This is a genomic window from Stagnihabitans lacustris (assembly GCF_025950525.1).
Lineage (GTDB): Bacteria > Pseudomonadota > Alphaproteobacteria > Rhodobacterales > Rhodobacteraceae > Stagnihabitans.
Genome location: NZ_JAPDGS010000001.1, coordinates 927,918 through 950,823, shown reverse-complemented (window position 1 = coordinate 950,823; position 22,906 = coordinate 927,918). Strand labels below are relative to the sequence as shown.

23 protein-coding genes are annotated in these 22,906 nt (G+C 64.8%); 10 read left to right on the top strand and 13 right to left on the bottom strand.

What is annotated here, in order from left to right; all coding sequences use genetic code 11:
* Positions 1-29: 29 nt before the first annotated feature.
* From NX862_RS04525 to fabF, 7 genes are all read right to left on the bottom strand, one after another.
* The gene (locus NX862_RS04525; RefSeq protein WP_264492669.1) at positions 30-590 is read right to left on the bottom strand and encodes an HK97 family phage prohead protease; all 561 of its coding nucleotides are present in this window, start codon (positions 588-590) and stop codon (positions 30-32) included.
* A gap of 9 nt (positions 591-599) precedes the next feature.
* Positions 600-845 (bottom strand): GTA head formation protein, RCAP_rcc01685 family, encoded by a 246-nt coding sequence (locus tag NX862_RS04520; protein WP_264492668.1) that lies wholly within the window; start codon positions 843-845, stop codon positions 600-602.
* Complete coding sequence (locus NX862_RS04515; RefSeq protein ID WP_264492667.1) at positions 842-2,026, bottom strand: phage portal protein; 1,185 nt, start codon at positions 2,024-2,026, stop codon at positions 842-844. The genes NX862_RS04520 and NX862_RS04515 overlap by 4 nt, the downstream gene beginning before the upstream one ends.
* Before the next feature lie 297 nt (positions 2,027-2,323).
* Positions 2,324-3,679, bottom strand: coding sequence for a DNA-packaging protein (locus NX862_RS04510; protein ID WP_264492730.1), 1,356 nt, complete (start codon positions 3,677-3,679; stop codon positions 2,324-2,326).
* The gene (locus NX862_RS04505; protein WP_264492666.1) at positions 3,618-3,890 is read right to left on the bottom strand and encodes a hypothetical protein; all 273 of its coding nucleotides are present in this window, start codon (positions 3,888-3,890) and stop codon (positions 3,618-3,620) included. Before NX862_RS04505 ends, NX862_RS04510 begins: the two co-directional genes overlap by 62 nt.
* A 252-nt stretch (positions 3,891-4,142) precedes the next feature.
* On the bottom strand, positions 4,143-5,300 hold the full coding sequence (gene mltG / locus NX862_RS04500; RefSeq protein ID WP_264492665.1) for an endolytic transglycosylase MltG: 1,158 nt from the start codon (positions 5,298-5,300) through the stop codon (positions 4,143-4,145).
* On the bottom strand, positions 5,300-6,556 hold the full coding sequence (gene fabF / locus NX862_RS04495; protein ID WP_264492664.1) for a beta-ketoacyl-ACP synthase II: 1,257 nt from the start codon (positions 6,554-6,556) through the stop codon (positions 5,300-5,302). The genes mltG and fabF overlap by 1 nt, the downstream gene beginning before the upstream one ends.
* 273 nt (positions 6,557-6,829) lie before the next feature.
* On the opposite strand from fabF, the gene NX862_RS04490 reads away from it, so the two are divergent.
* The 4 genes from NX862_RS04490 (at position 6,830) to NX862_RS04475 (ending at position 13,818) form a co-directional block, all read left to right on the top strand.
* Entirely contained in the window at positions 6,830-7,468 is a 639-nt protein-coding gene (locus NX862_RS04490; protein ID WP_264492663.1) for a TetR/AcrR family transcriptional regulator, read from the top strand.
* 67 nt (positions 7,469-7,535) lie between these two features.
* Positions 7,536-8,618 (top strand): efflux RND transporter periplasmic adaptor subunit, encoded by a 1,083-nt coding sequence (locus NX862_RS04485; RefSeq protein ID WP_264492662.1) that lies wholly within the window; start codon positions 7,536-7,538, stop codon positions 8,616-8,618.
* An 8-nt stretch (positions 8,619-8,626) separates the two neighbouring features.
* The gene (locus NX862_RS04480; RefSeq protein WP_264492661.1) at positions 8,627-11,905 is read left to right on the top strand and encodes an efflux RND transporter permease subunit; all 3,279 of its coding nucleotides are present in this window, start codon (positions 8,627-8,629) and stop codon (positions 11,903-11,905) included.
* Between the two features lie 212 nt (positions 11,906-12,117).
* Positions 12,118-13,818 carry a M10 family metallopeptidase C-terminal domain-containing protein gene (locus tag NX862_RS04475; protein ID WP_264492660.1) on the top strand — a complete coding sequence of 567 codons (1,701 nt, stop codon included), beginning with the start codon at positions 12,118-12,120 and terminating at the stop codon, positions 13,816-13,818.
* Here the strand turns inward: NX862_RS04475 and NX862_RS04470 are convergent.
* The 5 genes from NX862_RS04470 to fabD form a co-directional block, all read right to left on the bottom strand.
* Complete coding sequence (locus tag NX862_RS04470) at positions 13,815-14,753, bottom strand: arginase family protein (RefSeq protein ID WP_264492659.1); 939 nt, start codon at positions 14,751-14,753, stop codon at positions 13,815-13,817. The genes NX862_RS04475 and NX862_RS04470 overlap by 4 nt on opposite strands.
* Before the next feature lie 149 nt (positions 14,754-14,902).
* Positions 14,903-15,136: an acyl carrier protein gene (locus tag NX862_RS04465; RefSeq protein ID WP_168772853.1), complete on the bottom strand. Its 234-nt coding sequence runs from the start codon at positions 15,134-15,136 to the stop codon at positions 14,903-14,905.
* A gap of 185 nt (positions 15,137-15,321) precedes the next feature.
* Positions 15,322-16,059 (bottom strand): 3-oxoacyl-ACP reductase FabG, encoded by a 738-nt coding sequence (gene fabG, locus NX862_RS04460; RefSeq protein ID WP_264492658.1) that lies wholly within the window; start codon positions 16,057-16,059, stop codon positions 15,322-15,324.
* Between the two features lie 137 nt (positions 16,060-16,196).
* Positions 16,197-16,712, bottom strand: a complete 516-nt coding sequence (locus NX862_RS04455; protein ID WP_264492657.1) for a hypothetical protein — start codon at positions 16,710-16,712, stop codon at positions 16,197-16,199.
* 108 nt (positions 16,713-16,820) lie between these two features.
* The gene (gene fabD, locus NX862_RS04450) at positions 16,821-17,753 is read right to left on the bottom strand and encodes an ACP S-malonyltransferase (RefSeq protein WP_264492656.1); all 933 of its coding nucleotides are present in this window, start codon (positions 17,751-17,753) and stop codon (positions 16,821-16,823) included.
* Between the two features lie 221 nt (positions 17,754-17,974).
* Between fabD and NX862_RS04445 the strand changes: the two genes are divergently transcribed.
* The 6 genes from NX862_RS04445 to NX862_RS04420 all read left to right on the top strand — a co-directional run bounded on the left by NX862_RS04445 (position 17,975) and on the right by NX862_RS04420 (position 22,197).
* A complete protein-coding gene (locus NX862_RS04445) occupies positions 17,975-18,403 on the top strand; it encodes a PACE efflux transporter (RefSeq protein ID WP_264492655.1) in 429 nt (142 codons plus the stop codon).
* A gap of 514 nt (positions 18,404-18,917) precedes the next feature.
* Positions 18,918-19,373, top strand: coding sequence for a 30S ribosomal protein S6 (rpsF, locus tag NX862_RS04440; RefSeq protein ID WP_264492654.1), 456 nt, complete (start codon positions 18,918-18,920; stop codon positions 19,371-19,373).
* Between the two features lie 15 nt (positions 19,374-19,388).
* Positions 19,389-19,616: a 30S ribosomal protein S18 gene (gene rpsR, locus NX862_RS04435; RefSeq protein WP_002720283.1), complete on the top strand. Its 228-nt coding sequence runs from the start codon at positions 19,389-19,391 to the stop codon at positions 19,614-19,616.
* 10 nt (positions 19,617-19,626) lie between these two features.
* Complete coding sequence (gene rplI / locus NX862_RS04430; RefSeq protein WP_264492653.1) at positions 19,627-20,211, top strand: 50S ribosomal protein L9; 585 nt, start codon at positions 19,627-19,629, stop codon at positions 20,209-20,211.
* A 107-nt stretch (positions 20,212-20,318) separates the two neighbouring features.
* Positions 20,319-21,209 (top strand): M10 family metallopeptidase C-terminal domain-containing protein, encoded by an 891-nt coding sequence (locus NX862_RS04425; RefSeq protein ID WP_264492652.1) that lies wholly within the window; start codon positions 20,319-20,321, stop codon positions 21,207-21,209.
* A gap of 73 nt (positions 21,210-21,282) precedes the next feature.
* The gene (locus NX862_RS04420; RefSeq protein WP_264492651.1) at positions 21,283-22,197 is read left to right on the top strand and encodes a DMT family transporter; all 915 of its coding nucleotides are present in this window, start codon (positions 21,283-21,285) and stop codon (positions 22,195-22,197) included.
* Here NX862_RS04420 and NX862_RS04415 read toward each other — a convergent pair.
* Complete coding sequence (locus NX862_RS04415) at positions 22,194-22,718, bottom strand: HD domain-containing protein (RefSeq protein WP_264492650.1); 525 nt, start codon at positions 22,716-22,718, stop codon at positions 22,194-22,196. The genes NX862_RS04420 and NX862_RS04415 overlap by 4 nt on opposite strands.
* Positions 22,719-22,906: the final 188 nt, after the last annotated feature.

Here is a 22,906-nt window from a genome sequence, read left to right as displayed (position 1 = left end):
CCCTACTGGTTGGTCGTGAAAGGCCCGCGTTACCGCTTGGCCAAAGAAAGGCGCGCCTCGTCGAAGGCCTGCGCCAGTTCGGCAAAGATGTCGCTGTCCAGGCTGTCGCCCTTCGCCGCCACCCGCGCCTCGGGAAGCATGGGGAAAGTCACCAAAGAGACCTCCCACAGCTCCAGCTCCGACAAAAGGCGCTGCCCCTTGCCATCGCGTTCCGCCTTGACGGTCTTGTAGCCGATCGACAAACCGTCAATCGCCCCCGCCGCCAGAAGGGCCGCCGCCTCGCGCCCCTTCTCCACCTCGGTCAGGATGCGCCCCTTGACCCAAAGGCCAGTGCCATCCTCGCGAACCTCATCCCAGATGCCGATGGGCTGGGTCGGGTCATGCTGCCACAGCATCTTGACGCCGCGCCCCGCCGCCGCCGCGCGCTTCAGGGACGCCGCATAGGCCCCCTTCTGCACCACGTCGCCGCCCTGGTCCTTCAGCCCGAAAAGGCTGGCGTAGCCCTCGATCACCGACCCTTCGGTGACTTTCAGGCTGCCGCTGTCGGGCTGGTGGAACTTGCGTTCCGGAGCCCCCGGTATGGTCCACATCCTATCACCTCACTTGTTTGCGGCCGCGATGATCGCCTCGGCCATCTGACTGAGCAGGAAGGCCGCGACGCCATAAACCCCCACCCAAATCCGTTTCTCCAGCCGCTCAAGCACTTGGTCGATCTGCTGAAGCCGGTAATCCAGAGCCGCCCATCTTTCATCGGCGACCCGTTCATTCGCTTCGATCCGGGCATGGGCCGCATCGAAACTGTCATAGAGAAACCGCGACCCATCCCCGGGACGCTTGATGGTCATCCTTCACCCCCCGGCATCAGGGGCGGCAGACCCAGCAAAGCGCGCTTCTCATCCGCCGTCAGGAAATCCGCCGCAGCCACCCGCGCCCAAACCTGATCGCGTTCGACGGCCAGCGCCGGCACCTGATCCAGGTCCGGCTTCAGCTCGACCTGTTCCCCGGTAAAGCCCGAAAGCCAGGACGACAAAGCCGCCGTCACCCGGGTCGCCAGGGGCAGAACCGTCAACCGGAAAAACGCCCGATTGGCCTCCTGGTAATTGGCATAGGTCGCATCGCCGGGAATGCCGATCAGCATGGGCGGCACGCCAAAGGCGATGCAAATCTCCCGCGCCGCCGACAGCTTGGTCTCATGGAACTCCATGTCGGACGGAGAGAACCCCATCGGCTTCCAATCCAAACCGCCCTCCAGCAGCATCGGACGCCCCGCATTCCGCGCGCCCTGGTGATGCGCCTCGATCTCGCCCACCAGCCGCTCATATTGCTCGGTCGTCAGCGTCCCCGCCCCATCCGCGCCCTTGAAGACCATCGCCCCCGAAGGCCGCGCGGCATTGTCCAACAAGGCCTTCGACCAGGTCGCAGCCGAGGAGTGAACATCCACCGAAACCGCCGCCGCCTGCATCGGCGACAGCCCGTAATGGTCGTCCTGCGGGTGAAAGCTCTTGATATGGCAGATCGGCTGATACTCTGCCGTCACGCCAAACCGATGCGTCCGCCCGTTGACCACATAGTCATAGGCCGCAGGCCAACCATCCGCCCCCGGCACCACATTCATCCGGTCAGACCGCAGCACATGCAGCTCGCCGGGCAAAGCGCCCGCCCCCGGAACCGCCTCGACATAGGCATTGCCGGTCAACAGCAAATGCCCATAAAGCGCCTCCAGCAGCTCTGCCCGCCCCTGATGGGCATTGGGCTGCCGGATCAGTTCCGAGACCGGATGCAGGTCATAGCGCCGACCCTGGTCTTGCAGGACCAAAGGCAAAGCCGCCGCCGCCTCCGAGATCAGCTTGACCGCCCGGAACCCGATCGGATTGCCCAGAAAGCCGCTTTTCATCAAGGAAACCGCATCCCGAGGCGACCAGGCGACCCGCCCCGAGGACCCCCAAGCCACCACCCGCCCCACGGCGGAGGCCTTCGTTTCAGGCACAGGGGCCACAGCCCCGCGCCGCAGGAAATCAAGGACCATTCAGCCTCTCCTTTATGACCAAGGCCGCCCAAAGGGCAAACCTCCACCGCGCCGCACCCGAAAGGCACGGCCCAAAGGCCCCGATACGCGGCCCTGACAAAGCCCGGACAATCCTCCTCAGCCGCCCCAAAGCGCCCAAAGACCCGAAAGCCCAAACCCTTTCATCTGTTCAAAAATATCCACGGGGTTTCCAAAGGGGCCCGTGGGCCCCTTTGGGCGGGGGGTCCGGGGGGCGGCAGCCCCCCGGCCTCCTCCGGTTGGTTTCAAAGGCATGAAATGCCTCTGAAACCAACCGGATCAAAGCCCCCGCACCTGTGGCTTCACCGGCGGCCGCGGGGCCTCCAGCATCACTTCGGTCAGCGCCCAAACCAGGGCATCCAACCGATCCGGAGAGCCCTTGCCCTGATAGCCCGCATGGGTCATCAAACACATCTGCTCTTCCAAGGCGCCAAGTCCCCGAACATGGGCCACCCGCCCCTGTTCATACAAAGCCGCAATCGGTTCCGCCCGCAGGTATTTCCCCTTGGTCGCCGTCACGCGTTTAAACGGCACCAGCGGGTCAATCGACCGCACCACCTGTTCGACCATCTCGCCGCCCTGGTTGGTCTCGACGACCATACGGTCCGCGTTATGCCGGTCCATCGCCGCCACCGCAGCCCGCGCCCAACCATCGGGCGAGGCCCCCTTCACCGTGGCATCCTCCAGCACCACCGCCTTCCAGGTGTTCACCGGCCCCTCGGTCATGGCGCCCACCACGACGATGCCACATTCATCCGACGCCTTGGTCGAGGTAACGGGCGGGTCCACCGCCACCACGATCCGGTTGAACCGCGGCACCTCATCGACCCGCATTTCGTCCAGGCGCAGATGGCTCCACAAGGCGCCATCCAGATCCTCCAGCAGCTCCCCTTCCAGCTCTTGCCGGCCAATCGACTGGCCCGCATACCGCGCCGTCACCTCTTCCAGGAACGACTTCGCCAGATATGCCTTGTTGGCCGAAGTCGGCGCATGGGTGCTGACCGTCGACGGGTTCTTCATGATCGCCTTCAGCACCTGCACATTCTGCGGCGTCGTCGTTACCACCTGCTGAGGATGCTCCCCCAGCCGCAGCGCAAACTGCAGATTGTCCCAGGTCTCCTGCGCCTTCTTCCACTTGGCCAGCTCATCGACCCAGGCCGCGTCGAACTGCGGCCCCCGAAGGCTGTCCGGGTCATGGGCGCTGAACACCATCGCCTCTGCCCCATTCGGCCAAAGCAGCCGCTTGCGCGTGGCCTGCCATTCGGGCCGCCGATCCGGAGGCGAGCAGGCCAGAATCCCGCTGTCCCCCATGATCATCACTTCGCGCACCTGATCGACCGTCTCGCCGACCAGGGCCACCCGCTTGGCCCGACCCGGGTCCATCGGCCCCGGCCCCTCGACCTGCGAGCGCACCCATTCCGCCCCGGCCCGCGTTTTGCCTGCCCCACGCCCTCCCATGATGACCCAGGTCTTCCAGGCCCCCGGAGGCGGCAACTGATGCTGCAACGCCCAGAACTCGAACAACCACGGCAGCGACAACAACGCATTGTCGCTCAGGCCGCCCAGAAACTCTTCAACCTGGCTCTGCGTTGCGGAGGCAAGCCAGGCGGCGCCCGATCTCGTCCCTTGCGGCAGAAAAGTCGAGCGCGCGGGTTCCGACAGTCCCGGCAGCCTGTTTGCGGAGTTTATCAAAACGGCCCCTCTCTTCCTGCATCAACTCGAAGGCGTCCCGCAGATCGCGGGCCAGCGCTGGCGTTTTCTTGACATCTGCCAGGGTGCCATCCTTCACCTTCTTCAGGGCGCGGGCCAATTCCTCGGCCGCCTCCCTCAGAAGGGTTTCGGTCACTTCTGCCAGATCAACGGGGTCTTCATCCCCGGCTGTAAAATGTATGCTCATGCCTGATGGACCTGCCTTCCCATAGCCGGAAAAGGAAAAGCGGCGCCGGGCGTGTTACCCGGGCCGCTTGCCCACCTCTTCCATCATGTCCAAACATATGCCATGGGCCGTTCGGAAAGTCAAACTAAAAATCAAACTATATCAAAGGCTTAGCGTGCGCTGCGTTAAGGATTTGTTAACACTTCGACGCAACACCCGCCCCTAGTTCTGGCCCTCCGCCGCAGCCGCCTCGATGGCGCGCCACTTGGCGACATTCTTGTTATGCTCTTCCAGGGTCGTGGCAAAGGCATGCCCCCCCGTGCCGTCTGCGACGAAATACAGGTATTCCGTCGCATCGGGATGCAAGGCCGCCTCAATCGCGTCACGGCCCGGATTGCAGATCGGCGTTTGGGGAAGCCCTTGTATCACATAGGTATTCCAGGGCGTCTCGCGGCGCAGCTCTGATTGGCGCAGGCCCCGGCCCAAGACGCCCTTGCCTTCCGTCACCCCATAAATCACCGTCGGATCGGTCTGCAGCTTCATCCCGTCCTTCAACCGGTTCAGAAAGACCGAGGCGACCTGAGCCCGCTCGGCCGCCACCCCGGTCTCTTTCTCCACGATAGAGGCCATGATCAAGGCCTCCTCCATCGTTTCATAGGGAAGCCCCTCCGCACGCCCCGCCCAGGCCTCGGCCAGAGCGGCAGTCTGCGCGGCCTCCATCTTGGCCAAAAGCGCTGACCGGTCGTCCCCCTTGGTCACTTCATACGAATCGGGCGCCAAAATCCCTTCGGCCGGGACCGCCTTGATCTCTCCGGTCAGGAAATCGGCGGCCTTCAAGGCCTCGACGATATTCCACGACGTCACCCCCTCGGCCAGCGTCACGCGCCAGCGCAGGTCAGGGTCCTGAACCGCATCCTGATAGGCTTGCGGCTGCGCGCCCGCTGGATCGAACTTCGCCACCTCGATCAGACCCGAACTCGCAGCATCATAAGACCGCAAGACGACCTCGGCCCCGGCCACCCCGATGCGCAGGTTCACATCCTGCCCGCAGGTCGATTGCCCGCCCACCGTCAGCCGCTCGGCCACCGCAGCCATCGAAATCGCAGGCTCCAGCAGATAGCTGCCGAACTTCAGCTGACCCGCAATCCCGCCATAGGTCGCGCCGATGCGAAAGATCCGCGCATCCGAAATCGCGCCCTGCGCCTCAAGCCCGGCCGAAACCGCGCTCAAACTGGCCCCGCGCTCGACCTTGAAGCACACCGCCTGCGCCAAAGGCCCCGGCACCGCATATTGCTTCTGCCCCCAAAGGATCACCCCCCCAAGGCCCAAAAGCGCCACGATGAACAGCGTCAGCGCATTGGAGGCGACCGACTTCCACATCACACACGCCCCAGCACAAGGCTGGCATTGGTCCCGCCGAACCCGAACGAGTTCGACAAGGCGATGTCAATCTTGCGCTTGACCGCCTTGTTGGCCGCCAGGTCCAGCTTGGGCGTCACCGCCGGATTGTCCAGGTTGATCGTCGGCGGCGCAATCTGATCGCGGATCGCCAGGATGCAGAAGATCGCCTCGACCGCGCCCGCAGCCCCCAGCAGATGCCCGATGGACGACTTGGTCGACGACATCGTGGCCCCCGCAGCCGCATCGCCCAACAACCGCTCGACCGCACCCAGTTCAATCGTATCGGCCATGGTGCTTGTGCCATGGGCGTTGATGTAATCGACCGCCGAAGGCTCCAGCCCCGCGCGCTTCAACGCCATCTGCATCGACCGGAAGCCGCCATCGCCATCCTCCGACGGCGCGGTGATGTGATAGGCATCGCCCGACAGGCCATAGCCCAGAACCTCGGCGTAAATCTTGGCACCCCGCGCCACGGCGTGTTCGTATTCCTCCAGCACGACGACGCCCGCGCCCTCGCCCATGACGAACCCGTCGCGGTCCGCATCATAGGGGCGCGAGGCCTTTTCGGGTTCATCGCCCCGCTTGGAGGACAAGGCCTTACAGGCGTTGAACCCCGCGATGCCGATTTCGCAGATCGGGCTTTCCGCGCCGCCCGCGACCATCACATCCGCATCGCCCCACTGGATCAACCGCGCCGCATCGCCAATCGCATGGGCGCCGGTCGAACAGGCCGTGACCACCGCATGATTGGGCCCCTTGAAGCCGAACCGGATCGACACCTGCCCCGAGATCAGATTGATCAGCGACCCGGGAATAAAGAAGGGCGAGACCCGCCGCGCCCCCTTTTCCTTGATCAGAACCGCGGTCTCCGCGATGTTCTGCAACCCGCCGATGCCCGACCCCAGCATGACGCCCGTCCGGCAGCGGTCCTCTTCGGTCGCAGGCTCCCAGCCCGAATCCCGCACCGCCTGCACGGCCGCAGCCATGCCATAGATGATGAAGTCGTCGACCTTGCGCTGTTCCTTGGGCTCCATCCAGTCATCCGGATTGAAGGTCCCGTTCGTGCCATCGCCGCGCGGGATTTCGCAGGCATATTGCGTCAGCACATTCACGGGATCAAAGCGGGTGATCCGACCCGCCGCCGATTGACCGGCCAAAAGCCGCGTCCAAGTCTCCTCGACCCCGCAGGCCAAAGGCGACACCATTCCCAAACCCGTGACAACAACGCGACGCATCCTGCCCCTCTCTGTCAACCGGCGCATGAAAGCGCCCTTTCCCGCCTGATACACGCGCCGCGCCTGCGCTGCAACCGGGCCAAGATCGGCAGGCGGGTCAACACCCACACCCAAGCCAACACCGCCAACCAGCCCCGGGCCAGCAGGCTTGACCTTTATTTGATATCCATGTAAATGAACGGAACATTTCTGCCTTGCAGCGTGATCATCCTTGACAGACTGTCACAGCGCCCCATATCAGTGAATGAACGTTCACTCCCAGATCTGGCCCCCATGAACCTGACCGCCCCGCCCTGCCCCGAGGCCACCGCCGTAATCCATCCCCGTCAGGCCGAAATCCTGCGCGCGGTGCGGCAAGCCTTTGTCGAAAAGGGCTTTGACGGCGCCTCGATGCAGGACCTTGCCCGGGCGGCGGGCATGTCGGTGGGCAACTTCTACCGCTATTTCCCGTCCAAGGCCGCGATCATCGGCGCCATGGTGCTGATGGATGCGCAGGAAATCCGGGCCGACTTTGCCGCCATCCTGGCCGCGCCCAGCCCCCTGACCGCGCTGCGCCACGGCCTGCGCGAGCGTATTTTCGGCGCCGACTGCGCCAAGGACTCCGCGCTTTGGGCCGAGATCGACGCCGCCGCCCGCCGGATGCCCGAAGTGGCCGAAGCCCACCGCATGATCGAATCCGAGGTCCGCGGCCAGCTGATCGCCGTCTTTGCCGCCGGCACAGGCCTGCCCCTGGCCGAGGCGAACCGCCGCTTTTCCACCCATGCCGCCTTCCTGCTGACGCTTTTCAAGGCCGCGGCCTGCGCCGATGCCATGTTGGGCGTCGACATCCCCGCCCTGCGCGCCATGATTGCCGAAACGCTGGACGCAAGGCTGGACGAAATCCTTCGTCACGCCACACCGCCGCCCGATTGATCCGGCAGGCCTCTGCCACCGTATTCTCACCATGTTCCCGAACGACCCGAACCGCGAAAGTCCTTCCATGCGCCGCTCCTCCCCGCTTTTGGCTCTCCTCCTGTTGACCGCCGCCCCGATCTTCGCCCAAGAGGCCGAGGCACCCGCCGCGACGGTCGAAGTGGCGCTTCCCGCCATCACCGTTTCCGCCGTCGAAACCCGCAAACTGTCGGACCACGTTCTGGCCTCGGGCCTGATCGCCGCGGTCGAAGAAGTCTCCGTCGTCCCCCTGGTCGAAGGCCAACCGATCGAGACCCTGGCCGTCGATGTCGGCGACACGGTGCAGGCCGGTCAGGTCCTGGCGACGCTGTCCACCGCGACTTGGGTGCTGCAGCAAAGCCAGCTGAGGGCCGCGCTCGCCTCGGCCCAGTCACAGGGGCTGGAGGCGCAAAAGACCGCGACCCGCTCGGCCGCGCTGTTCAAACAGGGCGCCACCTCGGCTGCGGCCAATGACCAGGCCCAGGCCTCGGCCATCGCGGCCCAGGCCCAGGTCGACAGCCTGACCGCCCAGCTGGCCAATGTCGAACTGATGCTGGACCGGACCGAAATCAAGGCCCCGGTCGGCGGCCTGATCCTGACACGTAATGCCCAGGTCGGCGCCGTGGCCTCTGCCGCCGGTCAGCCGATGTTCGTCATCGTCAAAGACGGTGCGCTGGAACTGCGCGCCGATGTCGCCGAAGCCGATATTCCCCGCGTCACGCGGGATCTGGCGGCCAAGGTGCAGCTGGCCGCCAATGTCGCGGCCCTGCCCGGCACCGTGCGCCTTGTCGAACCCGGCGTTGATGCCACGACCCGCATGGGCCGCGCCCGCATCGCCATCGACGCCGCCCCCGGCGTCCATCCCGGCATGTATGCCGAAGCGAATATCCTGGTGGCCACGACCGAGGGCCCCTCGGTCCCCGTCACCGCCATCGGCTCCGAGGATGGCCAAACCACCGTCATGGCCGTCAAGGATGGCGTGATCCACCGCACCCCCGTCACCACCGGCATCCGCGAAGGCGGCTGGGTCGAGATCACCGGCGGCCTTGACGTGGGCGCCCAGATCGTGACCCGCGCCGGCTCTTTCGTGGCGGACGGCGACCGCATCAACCCTGTTCTTGCGACGAATTGAGGCAAACGATGAATTTCTCCGCCTGGTCGATCCGCAACCCCGTTGCCCCCCTCCTTGCCTTTGCGATGCTGCTTCTGGTTGGCATCCAAAGCTTTTTCGCCTTGCCCATCACCCGTTTCCCGAACATCGACGTGCCGATCATCGTCGTCTCGGCCAGCCAGCCGGGCGCCGCCCCTGCTGAACTGGAAGGCCAGGTCGCCAAGGTGATCGAAGACGCCCTCGCAGGCGTCGCGGGGGTGAAGAACATCACCACCAACATCTCGGACGGCAATGCGACGATCCTGGTCGAATACCGGATGGAGGTCGAAACCGCCAAGGCCTTGCAAGACACCAAGGACGCGGTCGACCGCATCATCGCCGACCTTCCCGCTGATGTCGAAACCCCCAACATCGTCCAGCTGGACATCGAGGGTCAGGCCATCCTGACCTATGCCGTTTCGTCGACGTCGATGACCTATCAGGAACTGTCGATCTTCGTCGATGACGAGATCAAGCGGTCCTTGCAGGGCAAGCCCGGCATTGGCCGCGTCGATATCGCAGGCGGGGCCGACCGCGAGATCCTGATCGCGCTTGATCCGGTGCGGCTGGACAGCTATGGCATCACGGCGCAAGCGGTCTCTGGTCAGCTGAAGATCACGAACACCAACGTGGGCGGTGGCCGGGCCGAGTTTGGCGCCGGCGAACAGGCGATCCGCACCATGGGCGACACCCAGGACGTCGCCCGCCTTGCCGCCACCCCCATCGCCCTGCCCTCGGGAACCCAGGTGCGCCTGGACCACCTTGGCACCATCTCTGACACCACGCGCGAACTGCGGTCCTATGCCATGTCGGGTGACACCCCGGTCGTGACCTTCGGCATCTACCGCTCCAAGGGCGCCTCAGAGGTCTCCGCCGCCGAAACCGCCTTCAAGGAAGTCGACCGCATCATCGCCGCCCACCCGGAGGTGCAGATCACCAAGGTCGATGACATGGTGAAATTCACCTATGGCAACTACGAGGCCGCGCTTTCGACCCTGCTGGAAGGCGCGCTTCTGGCCGTTATCGTGGTGTTCATCTTCCTGAAAAACTGGCGCGCCACGCTGATTTCGGCCGTGGCCCTGCCCTTGTCGGCCATCCCGACCTTCTGGGTCATGGACATGCTGGGCTTTTCGCTGAACCTGGTGTCCTTCCTGTCGCTGACCCTGGCCACCGGTATCCTGGTGGACGATGCCATCGTCGAAATCGAGAACATCGCCCGCCACATCCGCATGGGCAAATCGCCCTTCAAGGCCGCGATGGAGGCCGCCGACGAAATCGGTCTGGCCGTTATCGCCACCACATCCACGATCATCGCGGTCTTTGTGCCGGTGTCCTTCATGCCGGGCATCCCGGGTCAGTATTTCCGGCAATTCGGCATCACAGTGGCCGTCGCGGTGTTTTTCTCGCTGATCGTGGCGCGATTGATCACACCAATGATGGCGGCCTATCTGATGCGGTCGTCGGATGGCGGAACCGAACATGACCACGCCGACGGCGCCATCACCCGCGCCTATATGCGCTTTGTCACCGCCTCGACCTCCAAACGCTGGTATTACGCGACCTTTGCCGCCGCCGTCGTCACCGTCATCATGTCGATCATGCTGATGCTGACCGTCCCGGGCTCTTTCCTGCCGCCCGAAGACAATGGCCGCGTCACGGTCTTTGCCCAGCTGCCCCCCGGCTCGCGGCTGGAAGATACCCGCAAGGCGACCGACCAGATCTACGCCAGCCTCAAGGACATCCCCCATATCCAGAACATCCTGATTATGGGCGGCACCTCGCCGACCGGCGACCTGGATGTGCGCAACGCCACGATCAACGTGATCCTGGAACCGCTGGACCATTCCTTGCTGCTGAAACTCAGCCAGGTGGCCTCGCGTATTCCGCTCATCGGTCCGCTGCTGCCCCAGGTTGAGAACCACGGCCGCCCCGTGCCGCAGGATCAGATCTCGGCCGAGGTCTTTAAACGCCTGGCCCAGATCCCCGACATCCGGGTCCGCAAACTGGATGACCGCGGCAGCCCCGAGTTCTCGTATTCGCTTTTGGCCGACAACGAGGATGACTTGAACGCCGCCGCGCGCATGGTCGTCGATGCCCTGCGCCCGGTTCAGACCCTGGACGACGTGATCGCCGACGGCGCCCTTCCGCGCCCCGAACTGCAGATCACCCCCCGCGCCGACGAGGCCGCCCGCCTTGGCGTCACGGCGCAGGCCATCGCCGCCACCGTCCGCGTGGCCACGGTGGGCGATTTCGACGCGGCCCTTCCCAAGGTCAGCCTGGACGACAAGCAGATCCCGATCCGGGTGCAGCTGTCGCAGGTCAGCCGCGAGGATGTGGCGCGGATTTCCAACCTGAAAGTCCAGACCAAGACCGGCGCCATGGTGCCGCTGTCCACCGTGGCCGATGTGAAACTGGGCGAAGGCCCGGCCACGGTCAAACGCTTCAACCGTCAGCGGCTGGTGCTGATCGCGGCCAACCTGCCGCTGGGCGTGGCGCTTGGCACCGCGACCGAAGACTTCACCAAGGCGACCGAGGGGCTGCAACTGCCCGGCACCGCGCGTCTGGTGGCCTCGGGCGATGCCGAGGTCCAGGCCGAGATGTCGGCCTCCTTCGGCAATGCCATGCTTCTGGGGCTTCTTCTGATGCTCTCGGTGCTGATCTTGCTGTTCGGCTCGATCATCCAGCCCTTCACCATCCTCTTCTCGCTGCTTCTTTCGGTGGGGGGCGTGGCGGTGGCGCTGATCGTCACGGGCTCGGCCCTGTCGATGCCGGTGCTGATCGGCATCCTGATGCTGATGGGGATCGTGGCCAAGAACGCCATCCTGCTGATCGACTTCGCGATCGAGATGCGGGCGCGCGGCATGGACCGGGTCAAGGCGGTGATCGAGGCGGGCCACAAGCGCGCCCAGCCCATCGTCATGACCTCGATTGCCATGTCGGCGGGCATGTTGCCCTCGGCGCTTGGCGTGGGCGAGGGCGGTGCCTTCCGCGCGCCCATGGCCACGGCCGTGATCGGCGGCATCATCGTGTCGACCGTGCTGTCGCTGGTCGTGGTGCCCTCCTTCTACCTGATCATGGACGACCTCTCCTGGCTGTTGGGCAAGGTCTTTGGCGGCGTCTTCGGCAAGGGCGAAAAGGAACAGCCTGTCGAGGGCAACGAGATCCTGGCCGAGCGCATCGCGCTTCTGGCCGCCGAACAAGCCGACTTGCGCGAAAAGCTGGCAGAGGCGACCACGCCGCGCTTGCGTCCGGGCATGGCGGCCGAATAGGTCGTCCCCAAAGCACCATCCGAGGGCGGGCCGGGGCATCCGGGCCCGCCCTCAGTCATTTCAAGCGGTTGGTCGTTAACCTTGCCCCGCTGCCCCTCAGTCACAATAATTGATCATTTTGGCCCGTTTCGCCCCAAGGTTGCCGTCCATCCAACTTGCGCGGGTCCACGAAAGGCATATTCTTTCACTGTATTTTAACGGTGGAGGCCGTGATGACGACCCATGTCCTGAACAACAACATGATTGGCGCGAACATCTGGTATGACCTCACCGCCGGGGATGCCCTGATCCTGCTGCCGAATGTCAGCTTCATTTCCTGGTCCGACATCTATGACACCGGGATTTTTGGTGTGGCGGGGGCCGGCGGGGTCTCTGTCACCATCGCGGGCACGCTGTCGGTTGAATTCATCCATCTTTACGGCGGCGACCGCCTGGTCAACACCGCGACCGCCACGATGATCCTGGAATCGCTGGACGGCGTTCATCTGACCACCGACCTTGCCCTGGGCCAGACGCGCTTCGTCAACGCCGGCAGCCTCTATTCCGGCATGGGCGCCATGGCGCGAGGCGTGACGGTCGAACTTGCCGGCGCCATGACCGCCGAGGGCCAGGCCGTTTCGATCCTGAACACCGGCCTGATCGAGGCCCGGGGGATCGGCGTCCGCCTGTCCGGCGCCACCAACGGCGCGCAGGCCTCGGGCCAGGTCGAAAACGACGGCACGATCAGCGGCACCATCGCGGTCGAGGCCTCTGGCGCCGCCGATGTCATCCTGAACACCGGCGTGATGACCGCCAGCGGCCAGGCCGTGGTCCGGCTGTTTGGCGCCGACACCGGCAGCTTTGCCCCCACGGTCGACAACACCGGCACCCTGACCTATACCGGCCGCATCGGGGCTTCGGTCCAGAACGCAGCCCTTTCCGTCTCACGCGGGGCCAGCCTTGATGCGACGGTGGATATCGTCAACAGCGGCACGATCGACGGCCGCGGACGGGCGATCTATCTGGACCTGGACAGCGCCACGGTGGAAAACAGCGGCACGATCAGCGGCGCGATCAAGTCGATGGGCGGCACGGTCACGGTCTCGAACATCGACGGGCTGATCCGCGGGGCGATCACCTTGGGCGGCGGGGCGGATACGCTGATCAACGCCGGCACGATCCGCGGCGGCATCGACATGGGGGGCGGCGACGACCTGTTGGACCTGCGCGGCGGGCGGGTCATCGGCACGCTGGGCGCCTCGGGTGGGACGGACAACGACAGCTATTACATCGACAACACCGCCGCCCATATCGTCGAGGCGGCCGAGGCCGGCACTGACACCGTCTTTTCCGCCGCCAGCTTCCGCCTGCGCCAGAACATCGAAAACCTGACCCTGCTGGAGGGCGCCGACCTCAATGGCTCGGGCAACAATCTGGACAATGTGATCACCGGCAACACCGGCGAGAACCGGCTGAAGGGCGCGGTCGGCAATGACATGCTTTACGGCAATTCCGGCGATGATACGCTGGAAGGCGGGGTGGGCAATGACCAGCTTTACGGCGGCCAGGGTGATGACGTCCTGATCGGCGGCTTTGGCATCGACCAACTGCATGGCGGCGCGGGGGCCGACCGTTTTGTCTTTGCCCGCGGTCATTCCGTCAAAGAGGCGCCCGACACGATCTTGGACTTCTCCCGGGGCGAGGATCTGATCGACCTGACCCTGATCGACGCCAATGTGACCAATATGCTGGCCGACGACGGTTTCGTCTTTATCGGCAGCGCCAATTTTACCGGCGTGGCGGGGCAATTGCGCTTTGGCATCGCGGGGGGAGAGACCTTCATCCGCGGCGATGTGAACGGTGACGGGTTCACCGATTTCAACATCAAGCTGGCGGCCTCGGTGGCGCTGACGGCCTCGGACTTCCTGCTTTAACCGCGCTGGCGGGCGATGATCCCGGTCACGCCCGCCAAAAGCTGCGCCGCCAAAAGCGCGCCTTGGCCGTCGATATCGCGCTCGGGCATGAATTCCACCATGTCAAAGGCCGCGATCCGGGCGCGGGCAGCCACGCCTTCGATCAATTCCATGACCTGCCAATAGGTCAGCCCCCCCGCCGTGCGGCCGATCACCGCGGGCATGATCCCGGGGTCCAGCGCGTCGACATCCAGGCAGAGGACGACATCGGCGCCCTCGGGGATGGCGGCGATGGCGCGGGCCAGGCCCGTGGTGGCCACCTCACGCGCGGGGACAAAGGTCACGCCCCAAGCCAGGGCATCGACGACATCGCCGGGCCGGGCCGACCCAAGGCCGCGTTGACCGACCTGCACAATGCCCGCGACATGGGCCATTTCACTGGCGCGCCGCATGGTCGAGGACAGGCCAAGGGCCTCGCCCCCCACCTCGTCGCGCCAGTCGATATGGGCGTCGATCTGCAGGATGGTCAGGGGACGCCCCAAGGCGGCCAGGCCCTGCAGCAGGGGGATGGGCAGGGAATCATCTCCGCCGACCAGGATGGGCACGGCATGGGCGGCCAGGATGGCTTCGGTGGCGGCGCGGATGCGGCCACGGTTGGCGGCAGGATCGGCGGGGTCCTGATCCAGGTCGCCCGCATCGACGGCCCGGACCCCTGGCGGCAGGACAGGGCCGCCCAGGTCGAAATGGTGATGGGCAAAGGCCGCCCCATAGGCCAGCCCCGCGGCCCGGATCGCCTGAGGCCCCCCGGCGCAATAGAACCCAACCGAGGGGTAAGGCGTGGCCCCCGCAGCGCCAAACAGCACGATATCGGCGTCAAGCGCGGTCCACCCGGCTTCGGGCAGGTCAAAGAACGTCGCCGCACTGCTTGCGCCGAACATCTCACCCAGGTTGGCCATCGGTCTCTCCACGGTTTTGCCGCAGGGTGACAAGGCCGCGGGCGAAGGGCAAGCGGCAATCGCGGCCGCCGGGCGGCAGAGCCCCCCCGCAAAGCAAAAGGCTCCCCGAAGGGAGCCCCGCCAAAATCCCAGGCCAAAGCCTGAAAGACTTATTGCGCCTTGGTGATGAAGCCCACCGCGTCGCCGAAGGTCTGGATCGTCTCGGCAGCGTCGTCCGGGATCTCGATGCCGAACTCTTCTTCGAAGGCCATGACCAGTTCGACGGTGTCGAGGCTGTCCGCCCCGAGGTCGTCGATGAACGAGGCGGTTTCAGTGACCTTCTCGGCCTCCACGCCCAGATGTTCGACCACGATCTTCTTCACGCGATCAGCGATGTCGCTCATATCCATTCCTCTGTCGTTGGGGTTGCCCCCGTTCGCATGATGCACCTTGACGGCGCGGCGCCCCTAGCGGGCAATGACTTCGCAGGCTGTGACCCAAAGGCCAGACCACCTTGCGCGCCTATAGCAAGACCGGGCGCGCAAGGCAAACTCTTTCCCGAAGCTTAATCATCCAAGGCCCAAAAGCCTCAGATCATCGCCATGCCGCCGTTCACATGCAGCGTGGCCCCGGTCACATAACCGGCCTGAGGGCTCGCCAGATACAGAACCGCCGCCGCGATATCCTCAGGCGAACCCATCCGCCCCGCCGGGATCTGCGTCAGGATGCGGCCCTTTTGCTCGTCGTTCAGCTTGTCGGTCATCGCCGTGGCGATGAAGCCCGGCGCCACGCAGTTGACCGTGATGTTGCGGCTGGCCACTTCGGCGGCCAGGCTTTTCGACATCCCCACCATCCCCGCCTTCGAGGCCGCATAGTTGCCCTGCCCCGGATTGCCCGTGGCCCCCACGACCGAGGAGATATTGACGATCCGCCCCCAGCGCGCCTTCATCATCGGGCGCAAAACGGCGCGGCACAGACGGAAGGTCGAGGTCAGGTTGACGTCGATGACCTGCGCCCATTCCTCATCCGACATCCGCATGAACAGGTTGTCCTTGGTCACGCCGGCGTTGTTGACAAGGATATCCAAGCCCCCCATCGCCTCCGAGGCGGTCTTGGGCAGGGCCTCCACGCTGGCAGCGTCACCGAGATTGGCCGGGCAGACAAAGGCCCCCGCGCCAAGTTCAGCGGCCAAGGCCTCCAGCGGTTCGACCCGCGTCCCCGAGAGCGCCACCTTGGCCCCCGCCTTGTGCAAGGCCCGCGCGATCTCTGCGCCAATGCCCCCCGAAGCGCCGGTGATCAGCGCCGTCTTCCCCGTCAGATCGAACATGCCCACTCCTTGGCTTTCGCTTTGCCGCTGTCATAGCAAAGACCGCCGCCCCGCGCCACATGGCAAAGGACTGTTGCGGGGGGGCCAACGCAAAGGGGCGGCCCCGCAGGACCGCCCCCTTTCGCAAGATCAAAGCCTCAGGACTTGCGACGCCGCACCGCCAGGCCGCCCGCCACCAAAGAGGCCAGCAAAAGCCCCGCCGCGGGCACCGGCACTGTCGGGATCGCATCGCGCAAAGCGAAGGATTCCATAGCGCCAAAGTTCCCCATGGCACCATTATAGATGTTACCTGCCGAAGCATCAGACCAGTCGCAATGGCTGTGAACGGTCGAGAACCAGGCCGAAGCACATTTGAAATTGCCCGAGGTGCCGAAGTTTGCCAAAAACCCCTGGATGTTCGGCAGAATATAAGTGCTGACCTCGGCCATGGAGGCGATGCGCCACCCTTGGGTCGACTGATAGGTCATGTCGACGACGCCGCAGCTGTTGCCGAAAGCATCGCAGGGCGCGGCCCAAGCCCAATCCAGGCTGCCGATCGTCGCATAATTCGTCGTCGGAACCGGCGCGTTGATCGGCGCCGCCGCCGAGATCGTGGGTGTCAGCGCGGGCAAAGCCGCAAGGGCCACCGCAAAGCCAAATCGTTGAAGCGTCATTTTGGGACTCCCTGGTTACACAATCCAAAAAGTTTACCACAAAGGCCGCAGATCACCAATGGTTTACTTCGGCGCCCGGAATTCAACCCGGGCGCGAAATGTGGCGTGTCAAGCCTTTGCCGCCGCGACATCTTCCGGCGTGCCGATGGCCCGGGTCGTGGCCTCTTTGGCGATGCGCTTGATCATGCCGGACAGTGCCTTGCCGGCGCCGACCTCCCAGAAGTCGGTGACACCGGCCGCGGCCATCCATGCGACCGACTCACGCCAGCGCACCGATCCGGTGACTTGTTCGACCAACAGCGCCTTCAGCACCGCCGGATCGCTGACGGCCTCAGCCCGCACATTGGCCACGACGGGCACGCTTGGGGCTGCGAAAGCCACCCCCGCCAGAGCCTCGGCCATGACCTCGGCTGCGGGCTGCATCAGCGCGCAGTGGAAGGGCGCCGAGACCGGAAGCAGCAAAGCCCGCTTGGCCCCCTTGGCCTTGGCGATCTCCAGCGCGCGTTCCACGGCGCCGCGATGGCCCGAGACGACGACCTGGGCCGGGTCATTGTCATTGGCGGCCTGGCAGACCTGCCCCCCCCCAGCTTGGGCGGCGGCCTCGGCGGCCACTTCGCTGGCCTGGGCGAAATCCAGCCCCAACAGCGCCGCCATGGCACCGACGCCCACCGGAACGGCCTCTTGCATGGCCCGGCCGCGGATGCGCAAGAGCCGCGCGGCATCGGAAACCCCAAAAACCCCCGCCGCACAAAGCGCGGAATACTCGCCCAAGGAGTGACCGGCCACATAGTCGCAGGCCGCCAGCCCCTCGGCCTCCAGCGCGCGATAAGCCGCAAGCGAGGTCGCCATCAAGGCGGGCTGGGCATTGGCGGTCAGGGTCAGCGCCTCGATCTCGCCCGCCCAGATCAGAGCGGACAGCTTTTCGCCAAGCGCCTCGTCCACCTCGGCAAAAACGGCTGCGGCGGCCGGATAGGCTTCGGCCAGGGCCCGCCCCATGCCGATGGTCTGGGCGCCCTGCCCCGGAAACACGAATGCGCGCATCTGATCCCCCATGCTGTGACCGGGCCTTACCCGGGCTTGGCCCAAGGGCATACAGCCCCCCCCCAGTGGCGGCAAGTCCGCCCTGCAAATCGGCCATGCACGTCGGGCCCTTCCCCCGCCCCCCGGAATATCCTAACCTATGCCCATTGCGGGGCCGGAGACGCCGGACCCCACCTGTCGCGCCGCAGGACAAGGACGGCGCCGCCCTGACAGGCCTTTCCATGTTCCAGATGTCCCCCCGCCGCCGCAAGATCGTCTATGCGATCAGCTTCGAAACCCTTGCCATCCTGATGGGGGCCGCCGTCCTGCGCCTGTTCTCCGGCGCGCCCGCCGAGGCGACCCTCGCCCTGTCGATCACCGGAGCCGTCATCGCGCTCGGCTGGTCCTATGGCTTCAACTCGCTGTTTGAGGCCTGGGAGGCGCGCCAAAGCGTCAAGGGCCGCTCGGTCAAGCGCCGCATCGCCCATGCCTTCCTCTTCGAATGTGGCATGACGGTGTTCCTTTTGCCCGTCACCGCCTGGTTCCTGTCGGTCGACCTCTGGAGGGCCTTTGTCTATGAACTGGGGCTGATCCTGTTTTACATGGGCTTTGCCTGGGTCTTCACCTGGGGCTTCGACCGCATCTTCGGCCTGCCGGAAAGCGCGAAGTAGCGGGGGGCTGCCGCCCCCCGCACCCCCGCTTCAAGGGGGCCACGGCCCCCTTGAAAATCCCCGTGGATATTTGGGCAGGTATGAAGGGGGGTTTGGACCCGCAAGGCGGCGTAATGGGCCAAAAGTGATATCCGAATTTGCGCATGTCCAAGATCGAACCTAACTGACTGACCACACGCCCTCCTATACTGCGCCCCAAATTTCATCTTTTCCCAAATATCCACGGGGTTTCCAAAGGGGCCCGTGGGCCCCTTTGGGCGGGGGGCTCGGGGGGCGGCAGCCCTCCGACCGGCGGGGGGTCCGGGGGGCGGCAGCCCCCCGGCTTTGGCCCGGAGCCCGAAGACCGCCCCTCCCCCCAGCGCACCCGAGGAAAGCGCATTTCCCCTTGCGTTCTTGGGCATCCCCGCTATAAGCCCCCAATCCTCGCATACCCATGAACCGGCGCAGCCTCTCGTGGACGGGCCGCGGGGATCTTGTCCGTCCTATGAAGTGCGCCTTGAACACCGGAGTTCACATGCCGCTTTACGAGCATGTCTTCATCGCGCGTCAGGACTTGTCCAACGCGCAGGCTGAAGGTCTCATCGAACATTTCGCAACGGTTCTCGCGGACAACGGCGGCTCTGTCGTCGAACGCGAATACTGGGGCGTCAAGACGATGGCCTACAAGATCAACAAGAACCGCAAGGGCCACTATGCCTTCCTGCGTTCCAATGCGCCCTCTTCGGCCGTCTTGGAAATGGAACGCCTGATGCGCCTGCATGATGACGTCATGCGCGTTCTGACCATCAAGGTCGACACCCATGCCGAGGGCCCCTCGGTCCAGATGCAAAAGCGTGACGACCGTGAACGCGGCGACCGCCCCGAGGGTGGTTTCGGCGGTGGTGAGCGTCGCGAGCGGTCCTTCGGTGACCGTCCCGAGCGTTCGTTCGGCGGCGATCGTCCCGAACGTTCCTCCGCACCGCGTCGCTGAGAAAGGATCTGACCCATGGCCAACAAGCCCTTCTTCCGTCGCCGCAAGGTCTGCCCCTTCTCGGGCGACAATGCTCCGGCAATCGACTACAAGGACACCCGTCTGCTGCAGCGTTACATCTCTGAACGCGGCAAGATCGTCCCGTCCCGCATCACCGCCGTCTCGGCCAAGAAGCAACGCGAACTCGCCGCCGCCATCAAGCGCGCGCGTTTCCTCGCCCTGCTTCCCTATGCCGTGAAGTGAGGAGATAAACATGCAAGTCATTCTCCTTCAGCGCGTGGCCAAGCTTGGCCAGATGGGCGAAGTCGTCAACGTCAAGGATGGTTACGCCCGTAACTTCCTGCTGCCGCAAGGCAAGGCGCTGCGCGCAAGCCAAGCCAACATCAAATCCTTCGAGGCCAAGAAGGCCCATCTTGAGGCCAACAACCTTGAGACCAAGAAGGAAGCCGAAGCGGTTGCCGCCAAGCTGGATGGTCAGATCTTTGTTCTGATCCGTTCCGCCTCGGATGCCGGCGCGCTTTACGGTTCGGTCACGGCCCGTGACGTCTCCGAAGTGGCGACCGCAGGCGGCTTCGAAGTCAACCGTGGCCAGATCGTGCTGGATCGCCCGATCAAGGAACTGGGCGTCCACCCGGTGACGGTCACGCTGCACCCGGAAGTGTCGTCCAAGATCAAGCTGAACGTCGCCCGTTCGGTCGAAGAGGCCGAGCTGCAAGCTTCGGGCAAGTCGATCCAGGAACTGGCTGCCGAAGCCGAAGCCGCCGCGGAATTCGAAATCGCCGAGCTGTTCGACGATATCGGTGCCGCCAACGACTTCGACCCGCGCGACGCACGCTAAGCCTCAGGCCTTTGGACCCCCGCGCATCGCAGGATGCGCGGGGTTTCTTTTTGCCCTGCACCGATTTCATCCGCCCTTGAGCGGCGTCAATTGAAGGAGACCAAATCATGACAGACCCCATTTTCCTGCGGGGAACTGGAACTTCCGCCACGTTTGGCACCGTGTCCCGTGACGGGTGGACGGGTTTCATCGCCTATTGCGAAAGCTCTGAGCGCGGCCTCATGCGCCGCAATGCCCTCACGCATGACACACCAGTCACCGCGAAGATGATGTTGACCGGCGACGAGGCCGTCGTTCAGGTCAACATGGCGGCGGATTTCAAACTTCAACTTGTGACCTCGAAGCCACAACAGGGCTGGACCTCGACGGTCTTTGTCACGGTCAACAGCGGCCACGAATTCCGCCTTGGCGCGACCGGTGGCAGTGACTATCTTTACGTTCAAAATTGGCGCAACGATCCGCCGGACGGGCCACAAAGCATTGCCAGGGTCTTTGGCCGTGGCGGCGACGATGTGATCAGCGCGCTTAGCGCGCGGGAGACCTACCATGCGCTTAGGGTCGAATTTCACGGCGGCCAGGGCAATGACACGCTTCACGGCGCGGCCTGGAACGATAGCCTCTTTGGGGGGGCGGGCGACGACTATATCTTTGACGGGGCGGGCGACGACCTGATCGTGGGCGGCGCTGGGGCCGACTACATCGACGCCCAGTCAGGTGCAGATACGTTCCGCTTCAACCGTGCGGTAGAGTTCGGCGACACCATTACCCACTTCGAGTCCGGCATCGACCAGATAGAGATCGCGGCCAAGGCGCTGCAGAATTCCGGGCAGGATGTGATCCTGTCCCATAGCTTTGCCGAGGGCAGCGCCGCGCAATTCGTCTTGGATGGTATTCTCCTTTGGTATGATCAGGATGGCATCGGCAGCAAGGCGGCGACCCTGATCCTGCAAGTCGGTTATGGCGACAGCCTTTCCGCCTCCGACATCCTGCTGGTCTGAGGACGACAGATCCACGCCCTGTCAGGTCGCCTCCAGACGCGACCTGACAGGGCCAAGGGCCACAGATGGGGCCATGAAAGCCTCTGTCCTTGCCATCCTGTGCCTCTGTGCCGGAATCGCCATCTTTTCCGTGCAGGACCTGATCCTGAAACTGCTCTCGGACCGCTATCCGCTGTCCGAGGCCATGGTGCTGCGGTCCTTGGCCGCCATCCCCTGCCTGCTGGTCCTGGTCCGGGTCTTTGACGGCGGGTTCTTGGGGCTGGTCTCGGCCTCATGGCCGATGATGCTGTGGCGCGGGTTCCTGAATTTCCTGGCCTATACCGCCTATTACCTGGCGCTGGCCACCCTGCCCATCGCGACCACCGTTGCGCTTTACTTCACCGCGCCGCTGTTCATCACGCTGCTGGCCGTTCTATGGCTGGGAGAGCGCGTGGCGCTGCACCGCTGGCTGGCCTTGGGGCTGGGCTTCTTGGGCGTGGTCATCATGGTGCGCCCTGGCGGGACCGAGTTCGACTGGGCCGCGCTTTTGCCGGTGTTTTGCGGTCTGGCCTATGCGGTGTCCATGGTTATGGCGCGGCGGATGGGGCAGCAAGACAGCGCCGCCGCCATGGCGTTCTGGGGCAACCTGGCCTTCCTCGGCTGTTCGCTGGGACTGGCTCTGGCCTTTGGCCGGGGCACGATGGAGGAGGGCTTGCATCCCTCGCTGTCCTTCCTGACCCGGGCCTGGGTCTGGCCAAGCGGGCTGGATGCCGGGCTGATGGCGCTTTGCGGGCTTATCGCGGCCGTCGGGCTGACGCTTTTGACCCAAGCCTACCGGATCGGGTCCTCCGCCATGGTGGCGCCTTTCGAGTTCACCTTCGCCTTTTGGGGCGTGCTGTGGGGCTGGCTCTTCTTTGATCAACTGCCCGATGCCTGGGGCTGGGTCGGCATCGCGGTCATCATCGCGGCCGGGACCTATGTCGTGACGACCGAACGGCCCGAGGCCTAAGTGGCATTGGCCTGCCGGGCGGCCCTGGCCACCGCGGCAAAGCGATGCAGCCCCGGCGCCGGAAGCCCCGGCAGGGCCTGGACCACGGTTTCGGCCCAATCCACATAGGTCAGGCGGCGGGCGCGGGGCCAATCCTCGGGCGGGCTGGAGGCGAGGGCGCCGACATTGCTGATCTTGTCACAGAGTTTCACCAAGGCCGCACCCGGGACCTTGTGGGGCGCATTGACCACTTGCAGCCGCTTGCGCTCGGCCTTGTCCACGGTCTTGTCGTCGGTCAGTTGGGCGACCATCAGCGCCACGTCGGGGCCAAAAAGCGCCTCGATCTGCGCGGGCAGGACATCGCAATCCTCGACCGTGTCATGCAGCCAAGCCGCCGCAATGGCCTCGGGCGAGCCGCCAAATTCCGCCGTCAGCGCCGCCACTTCGGCGAGGTGGGTGACATAGGGTTCCCGCGCGGCCCCCTTGCGGAACTGGCCCTCATGCGCCACCTCTGCGAAGGCTTTCGCCTTTTCAATCAACATCTTGCAAACCTTTCTCAACACGAAATGCCGCGCAGATTGCGCGGTGTCCGTCGTCATCAGTTTAGGGGAATAGAGCCTTGCTCTGACGCCATTGAACCCGAGGTTCACGCCCAAGTCAAACAAAAAGGGCCGCGCAATGCGCGGCCCCCTGTGGCGATCCGAATGGCGATCCGAATGGCGATCCGGGT